At 46.1% G+C, this 9,928-nt stretch carries 6 protein-coding genes and 3 pseudogenes; 5 read left to right on the top strand and 4 right to left on the bottom strand.

All coding sequences use genetic code 11. The features are described from left to right. The first annotated feature begins 3,041 nt into the window (after positions 1-3,041). Positions 3,042-3,503: a transporter gene (locus GJV78_RS21660; RefSeq protein WP_209439277.1), complete on the top strand. Its 462-nt coding sequence runs from the start codon at positions 3,042-3,044 to the stop codon at positions 3,501-3,503. Positions 3,504-3,621: 118 nt separating this feature from the next. Here GJV78_RS21660 and GJV78_RS21665 read toward each other — a convergent pair whose 3' ends face one another. Together GJV78_RS21665 and GJV78_RS21670 are read right to left on the bottom strand one after the other, a co-directional pair. After that, the gene (locus tag GJV78_RS21665; RefSeq protein WP_155110182.1) at positions 3,622-3,963 is read right to left on the bottom strand and encodes an EVE domain-containing protein; all 342 of its coding nucleotides are present in this window, start codon (positions 3,961-3,963) and stop codon (positions 3,622-3,624) included. Continuing rightward, the gene (locus GJV78_RS21670) at positions 3,960-4,343 is read right to left on the bottom strand and encodes a VOC family protein (protein ID WP_155110183.1); all 384 of its coding nucleotides are present in this window, start codon (positions 4,341-4,343) and stop codon (positions 3,960-3,962) included. The genes GJV78_RS21665 and GJV78_RS21670 overlap by 4 nt, the downstream gene beginning before the upstream one ends. A gap of 127 nt (positions 4,344-4,470) precedes the next feature. Here GJV78_RS21670 and GJV78_RS21675 point away from each other — a divergent pair, with 127 nt between their 5' ends. Then, a complete protein-coding gene (locus tag GJV78_RS21675) occupies positions 4,471-4,773 on the top strand; it encodes a DUF459 domain-containing protein (protein ID WP_155110184.1) in 303 nt (100 codons plus the stop codon). A 104-nt stretch (positions 4,774-4,877) separates the two neighbouring features. Next, the gene (locus GJV78_RS21680; protein ID WP_155110185.1) at positions 4,878-5,648 is read left to right on the top strand and encodes a 4'-phosphopantetheinyl transferase family protein; all 771 of its coding nucleotides are present in this window, start codon (positions 4,878-4,880) and stop codon (positions 5,646-5,648) included. A gap of 155 nt (positions 5,649-5,803) precedes the next feature. Here GJV78_RS21680 and GJV78_RS21685 read toward each other — a convergent pair. Both GJV78_RS21685 and GJV78_RS21690 read right to left on the bottom strand, forming a co-directional pair. Beyond that, positions 5,804-5,902: pseudogene (locus GJV78_RS21685) on the bottom strand (IS5/IS1182 family transposase); the annotation flags it as partial. After that, a pseudogene (locus GJV78_RS21690) lies at positions 5,899-6,270 on the bottom strand (integrase core domain-containing protein); the annotation flags it as partial. The pseudogenes GJV78_RS21685 and GJV78_RS21690, both read right to left, overlap by 4 nt. A 52-nt stretch (positions 6,271-6,322) precedes the next feature. Here GJV78_RS21690 and GJV78_RS21695 point away from each other — a divergent pair. Both GJV78_RS21695 and GJV78_RS24050 read left to right on the top strand, forming a co-directional pair. Then, positions 6,323-7,516, top strand: a pseudogene (locus GJV78_RS21695) (IS3 family transposase). A gap of 656 nt (positions 7,517-8,172) precedes the next feature. Beyond that, positions 8,173-9,741, top strand: a complete 1,569-nt coding sequence (locus GJV78_RS24050) for an ATP-binding cassette domain-containing protein (protein WP_155110186.1) — start codon at positions 8,173-8,175, stop codon at positions 9,739-9,741. Positions 9,742-9,928 lie beyond the last annotated feature (187 nt).

A 9,928-nucleotide genomic window follows, 5' to 3' on the forward strand; every position in this document is an offset into this window, starting at 1 on the left:
CTGAAGTCGTTCACCCCGCTGACCGCGCCGGTCAGGCGGGAAGCGTTAAGCAGCGACAGAGTGACGCTGGCGTCGGCGGCGGCCTTGATATCGCCCGTCGCGATGGTTTTATCCAGATCCAGCTGGATATCGGAGCCGGAGTAGGCGGTAAGCAGCCGCCCCTTAGCCGTCACGGTGGAGTTCTGCAGCAGGATATCGCTGAAGCCGTGGCCGTAAATGGCGTTCCCCTGGCCGTTCACCAGGGTGCTGTCCCTCACGGTCAGCTTGTTGCGCAGCAGGGCGCTGCCGTCGCGCAGGTAGAAGATATCGCTGTTCAGGCCGCTGCTGTTGACGGTGACATTGGTGGCCTCCAGAGAGGCCCCTTCCCANCACGACGCGGTTAACTTTTTTATCATTCCCGTTGCGCACCAGCACGCCGTGCGACTCCTTGCCGGAGGTGGTGATTTCCCCGCCGGTCATTGTCAGCGTGGAGGGGGCTTTGCTGGTCGTCGCGCCGGCAACGTAGATGCCGAGCGCCTTATCACCATGGGTGATCAGGGTTGAATCGTCTATTGTCGCGTGGGCACCCGCCGACATAGAGATAGCGTAGGCATCGTTTCCTTTGGTTTCGATATTGGTACGGGTAAGCTGCGCGGTGCCGCACGGCCCACTACAGTTCCAGACGTTTTGCAACCACAGACCATAGCCGTAATAAATGGGGGTTGGTGAGGCTTCCAGGTTGATATCAACGTCGGTCAGCGTCAGCGTAGAGGATTCAGAATATACGCCGACGGTGCCTGCGAGCGTTGAATTGGTCAGGGTAACCTTACTTCCCTGGGTGGACTGAATGGTGCGATCCCGTACGGAGGTAATGGTCAGATCGTCACCGGTAAACTCGCTGGAAATGAGTTCTAAGGACTTTTCTGTGCTGGTTATCGATCCGTGTTGAAAATTGACCTTAGCATTATCGTGCAGTCGCAGGCCCGCCCTCACGCCGGAATCGCTACCGGTATCGTTATTGGCGAAGTGGCTGTTTTTTATATTCAGCGTTGAGTCAAGGACTTCCATCGTACTGAAAATAGACGAGTGGAGGATGTGGCTATCCTCAATGGTGCCGCTTGACTTACTGATATATAGTGCGCCGTTGGTTGTCAGGTTCCTGATATTTATCGTCGCGCCAGCGCTGGCCGACAGCGCAAGACCATATTGTCCGTTAGTGAAATTCATTTTGCTGTCGTTAAGCGTCAGTTTACCGCGATCCGTGACGCTCACTATATGCGAGGTAAAGTCGGTATCTATTTCAGTGTTAGCTATATTTAGCGTCCCGCCGGCGTTGCGCAGGTGGCCGCTGTGTAGGGTCGCGTGATTTAATGTCGTCGTCGCGTCGTTTTCTACAAAAACAGCGGCCCCCCCCATAGTCTGGTTGGAACCATTGATAATAATATCGTTCGCGATAACCTCTTTTCCTGCGCCGCTGGCGAAGATAACGGCGTCGGCCCATTTGTCATAAGCGGCATCATAGGTGCCGCCGTTGATCTCCTGCTTCGGATCGTGCTTATCGTCAGCCGCAAAGATGGGCGCTGCTGCAGTTGTAACGGGATAACCGGTAACCAGCAGGGTGCTGACAAGACCCGCCAGATAACGTTTTTTAAATCTGATGCGGCCGCTTTCGGCCCTTACAGGCTTTACTGACTCAGACATATAACAACTCCATTTGCAAAGTTTGTATTAAGCGCTAATACAACGAATTCCTTAAAAAACGGCATATAAATTAGATTAGTAATCTATAGCTAAATAATTCGGGTCACCTGACAGAACCGAAGGTGAATGACCGCCAGCGACGCTCACAAGCGGTTAAAGGTCACCGCCTGCCGCAGACGTCCTTTAGTGAGAGACAACGCTGCTCCAGATCTCCTCCGGGCGCATAACAACCGGGGCGCAATAAATCAATTGGCAACCGGTTTGAACGCCGCCGCGCTATGGCTCGCAAGGGTTAGGCTCGTGGATGAACCGGAGAGTCATATAGCCACCACGCCTGTCGTTTAAAGTAATAATGAATACGGGTGAGTTAAGATGCCTCTTATTATCAATAAAAAGAAGTGAGCTTCTCGTATTTTTATCGAAAATCAGACGATTCGCGTTAAATTATCAGTGGGAATAATATCAGTCTATAAGATTGAAAGCCCTCTGAGCGAAGAGGAATAATCTGTAAAATAGTCCTGAACAACGGCTGGCTGCGCGCTGCGGCTATCCGGAAAAGTGAAGTGTTCTCTAAATATGCCTGCGAATCCTATTTGCTAAGTAAATGTTATTAATATGTTCCGGGCGGCGTTTTCCGCCCGGCTGACGCTGAAAACAGATTTTTTCTGATTATTTATCGCAGGGGCGATGTGCCAGAGTTAAATTAAAGAGGGGTTAATAATAGAGGATTTTTATCTGAATCTGTTCGCATATTATGAATACATAATCTAAAACTTACGGATCGCCTGCAAATATGTCGCAGGCTATGCCTGCGCAGTCGACCGGGAGGGAGGTGGCGGAAAGGCGTTAAGCCATTTATCCGGCAAATTGGTCAGGGGCAGGCTGAACGGTGGCGGCCTGCCGGGCGGGTATCACGAGGCGGGGCCGTACGGCCGATACGCCCGTCGTCTGATGGATATATTATCCGGGTAATAATATCGTTACGCGAATAAGGGGGTCGTCTCGCAGAATGCCGCGCCCGTTTGCCGAAAAGTGTTGTTCCAGCCAGCCCTGTTTACAAAGCGGACCCTGCCTTATAATATTTTTACCTGCTGTTTTATTGTTTGTTGGATTAAAAATCTGTAAACGTGCTTTTTTAATGAATTAATACTGCTCTCCGCTTTTAGCCATTACCGGCGGAGATAGTGACTATCCGCTGTGCGATAAGTTAAGGGACGGACGCTCGCTACATTTTCTTCAGTAAGCTGATGACTGGAGAAGAGAAATGAAAGGTTGTCGTGCTGCTTGCACTCTTGCTTTTGCGCGGCTCCGGCCTGGGCGACAGAAAACGGCGGCTTGGTGGTGCCGGTGAAGGACAGCCCATGATGCCGGCAGGAAACTATCTGTATAACTATAACGCCTTCGTAAAGGGCTTCAGCGCCCGCGATGAGCATGGTCACGACAATGGGCTGGGTATGAGCCTTTCCACCGAGGCATATGCGTTGCGCCTGCTGTACGTGGCGGGGCCAGGGCCGATCGCGGCGGGCAATCTGGCCTTTGAGGCCGGCGTGGTCTACACCCGCACTCAGCTGGATATGGATTCTGTCGATTCCTCCACCGTCTCCGGCATCAGCGATATTACCTTTGGTCCGTCGCCGGGCCGCCACTTCGGAGCCTATCACGATCTGCTCGCCCTGCTTGTCACCGCGCCGACGGGAGACCAAGACCCGCACCGGCTGGTGAACGTTGGCCGCAGCGCCTGGAGGGATTCAGGCATCCTGGGCCTGGACCTGGTATCCGCGCCCGGGTATCGATCTCAGCGCGCTGGCAAACGTGGTCTATAACACCCGTAATAAAGAGACGGGTTAGCTGACTAAACGCTGCTATCTACCGGCGGATCATTCTTTCGCGGATTTTCAGAAAATCCGCTTCGGTTATCTGTAATACGCCAAACCTTAATTGTTAACCCCAGCTCTTTTTATTGGCGGTGAACTCAAGCCGATCCAGTAACGGCGCGATGGGGCATACGCGGTCGCTCAGCCATACCACATCGCGTCTGAAAGGGACAAATCCACCGCCCATGTCGAACGGATAGGGTTCCCCCTGCGCCACATAGCCAATGGCCGTTAGTGACATAAGACCATCTTTTTTGCCAAAGACTTTCGAGGGGGAATAATAAACAATGCCGTCGGCTGGATTTATTTTACTTAATGGCCCTTTTTTACCGTGGCAAACCTGCATGAAGTTTCCGGCGTAACCCAGTGCGACGTGCGCGGCTGACGCTACCGCCAGCCAGTGTTTCATACCGCCTCCTCTAAATAACAGATGCGAAGCCGGTGCCCGTCAGGATCGATGACCGTAAACGAGTAGCCGAAATCAAGCGTGACCGGTTTTTGAATAACGGTAACTTTTAGCTCTCTTCCTAAAAGTTTATAGGCGGCATCCACGTCCTCCCGTTCGGCAACGGTAAAAATAATTTCTCCCGTTGCCCTGGCGGGCATCTCATTTACCGGCGGCTCGACGGTATAGGCTGACCATAGTCCCAGTTTGAAACTGTTTTTAAGAACAAACAGAGCAAACGTCGGCCCTTTTTCTACCGGTTCGCAGTGCAGCAGGGATGCGTAAAAATCAACGCTTTTCATGACGTAGCTGACATAGATAATTGACATTTCTGCGGTTAACATGACTTTCTCCTTTGTTGTCAGGGAGCATCATAACCGGGCCTGCTGACAGTGTTTGTCAGGAGACTTTGCGGTGAGGGAGATTTTCGGTAGTGTGCGGCGTCGGGAAGAGCGTCGGCGGAGCGTAAAGATGCGAGAACTTCTGGTTACATTACGCCAGTTTCCCGGAAGTATAATCTGGTTATCCCCGCCACATCTGAAAAATCCAAAACATGAAAAATATTTAATTAATACGCGGGGTGTTATTAAAGTCAGTACCGCGTTAATCAATGTAAAATATATTGATGTTAATCAGCTGGGTCTTCTGGGGACAAAATGGCAGCCGGTGATGGATGGTCAGAAAATCCGGACCGATGACGGAATACATGTCTCGCGTAACGGCAGTTATCGGGTGATTCGTGAATTGACAAACAACATAAACAAATATCATTGACAATCGGAAAAACCCGACTGACAATGAACGTGTTCTACCGTTGCTAAGTGTAACCGCCAATGCTGTAGCGCCTCTGTGAGGCGCGCTTTAGGGGACAACCATGCATGCAAATGTTCCTCAATCTGAAAAAAACACCATGGGGAGGTAAGTATACAGTGTCAAACGCATCAATTGGGTTTAAATATTCTATTTCCCCATTTTACTTTCCTGTTTTTAGTGAAAAAATTTTTTATACACAAATAAATTTTCAAGTAAGCGAGATTAATGAAAGTGATTTTTTATATCATCAAATAACTTTACCGCCAGATTTTTCTAAAATGATAGCCAAAAGGCGCTGTGAATTCTTAGCAGGAAGAATTTGTGCTCAATTATCCTTAAAACAATTTGGTTTAATACAGTGCGCTAATGTGGGGATGGCTGCAGACAGGAGCCCTGTCTGGCCAGAAGGTATTGTTGGTTCTATCACGCATACATCCTCAACTGCAGCAGCTTGCATTGCTAGTTCTGATATTTATAAAAATATTGGTATAGATATCGAGGTAATTTTCAATGATGAAACTGCTAATAGTATTAAGTCAGAAGTGACCAGATATCCAGAGCTTAATGTATTGAAAGATGAAGCTCTGTCTGAAACATTACTCATTACGCTGATATTTTCAGCTAAAGAATCTATCTTTAAGGCTATTTATAATGATGTTGGTTACATTTTTGGTTTTGATTGCGTCTCGTTAATTGAACTTAATCAATATGATATGTTATTTACATTGACGACTTCGCTTTCACCAGAATGGCAGGTCGGCGATAGAGTCAGGGTTGCTTATCGAATTGTAGATGGCTATGTTTATACTTCGATGGTTGTGGCCAAAACTAGTTGACTATATGGATGTCCTGTGTTGTGCAAGTACAGACTTGATACTGTTTGCTACCATATATCTAGCGCCATTAGTGGATTTATGTGAACCGTGCCATAATGTTATTTGCCCCAGTTTTCTTATCACGATACAAGTATTTTTAATACTAGATAGTGTCGTCACAAGATATTAACCCAGAGAGCGATGCACCTAATCTGGACTGCCGCGAGAAATGAAGCGGTATTCTTTGTGTAACGTGTGGCTATCCCTCTCGCTCTTTATAATCCTGACGCCATTTACGGATGGTCTTCCTGGCATGACTGACGCCTTTGAACCCGTTTTCATTCAGGCATTCATCGCGAAAGCGTTCGTTAAAACTCTCAATAAACCCGCTCTGTGTCGGTTTGCCGGTCTGGATAAGTCGCAGCTCCACTCCATGCTCAAAGGCCCATTGATCTAGCGCGCGGCAGGTAAATTCCGCGCTCTGATCAGTTCTTATCGCAACCGGATGGCCGCGAAACAGCGCAATGCTGTCCAGAATACGTGTGACCTGCACGGCTGCAACCCCGAAGACAACAGTTACCGTCAGGCACTCTTTCGTGAAGTCCAGACTAGCCCCATAGATCACCAGACACTTCGCCTCTCTTAAAATAAGAGGTGGTCCTGGAACTATGTTTAACACCAGTCAGAATAATAAGATGGTTGAAGTGTTATCAGGACCTGAGCGGCGTCGCCGTCGTACTCCGCAGGAAAAAATTGCCATCATTCAGCAGACTATGGAGCCCGGCATGACCGTGTCTCACCTCGCCCATCTGCATGGCATCAATGCTAACCAGATCTTCAAATGGTGCAGGCAGTATGAAGACGATTCTCTGACCGCCGTGGCATCGGGTGAAGTGGTCGTTCCCGCATCTGAACTTGCTGCTGCCAATAAGCAAATCCGTGAGCTTCAGCGCCTTCTGGGCAAAAAGACGATGGAAGCTGAAATACTTAAAGAGGCTGTGGAGTTCGGTCGGGCAAAAAAATGGATTGCGCATGCACCCTTGTTGCCCGGGGACGATGAATAACTGACGTCTGCCGGAGTATTGGCGTGTCGCGTGCGCAACTGAGTATCAGGGTTAACCGGCCATCTGGCTGGCAGGATCGCAGACGACAATCCCATTTTGACGACAGCGAGGTATTGTCCCGGATAAACACAGCGGTCGCTGACCTGCCGACGTATGGTTATCGCCGTGTGTGGGCAATGCTGCGACGGGAGCCAGAACGTGAAGGCCAGCCAGTGGTTAACGCAAAACGGGTGTATCGCATTATGAAAGCACATCATCTGCTTCTTGAGTGTAAACCTGCTGACCCCTGCCGGAAACAGGCCCATAAGGGGCGTGTGGCAGTAGGTGAAAGTAACCGGCGCTGGTGCTCAGATGGCTTTGAGTTCCGCTGTGACAACGGTGAAAAGCTGCGGGTGACCTTCGCACAGGACTGCTGCGACAGGGAGATCATTGACTGGGCAGCGAGTACCGGAGGCTATGACAAAGAAACGGTGCAGGATGTCATGCTGGGAGCAGTAGAAAAACGCTTCGGAAACGGAGCCGCTGGAAAGGCTGACGGATAATGGTTCGGCTTACAGGGTGCATGAAACACGGGCGTTCGCCCGGATGTCGGGGCTTGAACCATGCACGACAGCGGTGAGAAGCCCGGAAAGCAACGGCATAGCAGAAAGCTTCGTGAAGACGATAAAACGGGACTACATCAGCATCATGCCGAAACCGGACAGCCGGACGGCGGTGATAAATCTGGCGGTGGCGTTCAGTCATTAAAACGAACATCATCCGCGCAGCGCGCTGGGATATCGCTCGCCACGGGAATATAGACGCAGAAAATTATCACAACCGTAAGAGAGAAAACGCGCGTCTGGATATATAGGGGCAAATCCATTTCTCCAATTCATTATAACGCTTCTGTTTAGACACCATCAGTAACATTTTATAAAGTTTAATAACTGATAGACATCGCATGTAATTCTATTCTGTAGCTTAAATTGATTCTTATCAAAAAAAGGATTTTTTTTTAATGGGTGAAGACTATAAAGTTAGTTTTTTTTATGAAAGTGGGTTAGAAATTTAAAGCGTAAAGTGTAGTACTCCGTTATTCGAATAGAAAAGATGTTAATTATTGGTATGTTATTGTTCTTCTCTCAGACAGATAAGTGAGCAATAAGATATGTTAAATACTAATGATGAGAGGTCATGTTAAATAAATCTGATATGTAATAAAATATTACAAAATAGCGACGGAAGATGAAGTCCAGGTCAAACACAGGGATTTTTTTGCTGGAACACCTGCAAAGCAATAACATCAATAGGTTTAAGAGACAGTTTATCTAGAAAGTACTGATCTAATGGTAGTTACAGAACAGTAATTCAACGAGTAAAGGGGAGAGTTGAACAGCAGCTTAACTAAATGCTTGGTCTTTCGGTAACCTTCAATGCCCTTTGTATACCTGGGCCGGTGGTTTATTGTTTGAATTAAATGACAAAAGGCGGGTGGGAAAGTGAAATTTGATATATTTATGAAGTTTAAATGGCAGTTGATAAGCTGTGTATTACTCTCGTTAATATCTGCTTTCTCCATTATCAAGCTTATTTCGGTTATTAATTCAATTTCTCATGGTTTAGTTAAACAGGATCTTAATTATAATTTTTTGGCTGGTGTTGGAGTTCTGGTCTTTCTGTGCATTATAAATGTCATAACTCAAAAAATCCTTGCGATAACGAGTTCGTCACTTGTCTCGGAGTTACGCTCCAGGCTTTCGAAAAAATTATCTGAAATTCAATATCACATATCAATTAAAACTCCTGCTTCAGTATTTTCAGTTTTAATCGATGATTTGAATAGAGTTTCCGCTCTGATCTTGCTGACGCCTTTGTTCTTATATAATTTTTTAATATTCTTTGCTTGCTTCATTTATCTTTACTTCATATCACACATGCTACCTTTTTTATTTTTTATTTTTTTATTACCTCCGGTCATTTTGTCGGTGTATTTTTTTAAAATGACTGAAAAAAAGTTCGACGTAATGAGAGCTTCTGAAGAAGCACTACATTTGCACTATTCTGTAATTCAAGATGCCAAACAAGAAATGACAATTAATCCTGGCAGGTCTGAGCACTTCCATCGAAATGTTTTACTGCCTGATATAAAGATGTCTGAACGATTAATGAAGAATGTTTACGAGTTATGGGGAATGAACCAGGCGTTATCACCGGCATTAATCTATGGCTCTGTTTTAATTGTGTCGTATGTTAGCAGCATATATTTAAACCTTCAGCCGCAGGATATCGTCAGTTTTAACACCATCGCTTTTTTTATGATAGGGCCACTGACATTTTTATTACAATCTAGCCAGCAAATCAGTGCTGGCTTCGGTGGAGTGAGACATCTAAAAAAAATTGGTATAGAAATAGAATACAGTGAAAAAACGAACAAAATAAGCATACCTCACAGTTATGAGGGTTGGAGATGCATCTCTGTATCCGAAGTGAGTTATAACTATGGGGGACGAGGTGTAAAGAGTACTAGCTTTAAGATTAATCGAGGAGAAGTGATATTCATTGTTGGAGATAATGGTAGTGGCAAATCAACTATTGTAAAAGTATTATGTGGATTACTGCCGTCAAACTCAGGAACTATATCAGTTGATGGAAATATCGTTGATCCATTAACTACAAAGTATCGATCTTTATTTTGTTGTATTTTAGATGGTTTCACCATTTTTAATCATGTTATAGATGCTTCTGCAAAATCTATTTCTGATGAGGAAATATATAATTGGCTAAAATTTCTTGGTTTGGAGAAATACGTTCAGTCAAATAATGGTATTCTATCTAATTTAGACCTTTCGACAGGTCAAAGGAAGAGAATAGCATTATTACAATGTTTTGCTGAAGAAAGAGATATATATATACTTGATGAGTTCGCCTCGGATCAATCACCTGGCTTTAGAGATTTCTTTTATTTCGAGATCATCCCTCTTCTCAAGCGAAAGGGGATAACTGTAATTGTTATTAGTCATGATTCTGATTATTTTTCAGTGGCGGACAAATTAATTACCGTGAGTTAGTGTGATTGAAAACATATTGATCAATCTAAACTAGATAATCATTGAGGTGACGAAATGGAAGGTTTTAATAAAAATAAAAGTGCAGATTTAAAAGGAGATTTAAAAGGTAAAGGTGATACTGAAAAATTTAAGCAGTTCTTTTGTGAAATGCTGGCGGATATCGAAGAGCCGACGCTGCCGTTTGGGC

Origin of the sequence: Intestinirhabdus alba (genome assembly GCF_009711095.1) — a bacterium.
In the GTDB taxonomy this organism is placed as follows: Bacteria; Pseudomonadota; Gammaproteobacteria; order Enterobacterales; family Enterobacteriaceae; genus Intestinirhabdus; species Intestinirhabdus alba.

Bases quoted from the DNA above. Each gene is read 5' to 3' on its own strand.
- GJV78_RS21660 (WP_209439277.1), top strand. From the start codon at position 3,042: ATGATGCCGGCAGGAAACTATCTGTATAACTATAACGCCTTCGTAAAG.
- GJV78_RS21665 (WP_155110182.1), bottom strand. From the start codon at position 3,963: ATGAAACACTGGCTGGCGGTAGCGTCAGCCGCGCACGTCGCACTGGGT.
- GJV78_RS21670 (WP_155110183.1), bottom strand. From the start codon at position 4,343: ATGTTAACCGCAGAAATGTCAATTATCTATGTCAGCTACGTCATGAAA.
- GJV78_RS21675 (WP_155110184.1), top strand. From the start codon at position 4,471: ATGCGAGAACTTCTGGTTACATTACGCCAGTTTCCCGGAAGTATAATC.
- GJV78_RS21680 (WP_155110185.1), top strand. From the start codon at position 4,878: ATGCAAATGTTCCTCAATCTGAAAAAAACACCATGGGGAGGTAAGTAT.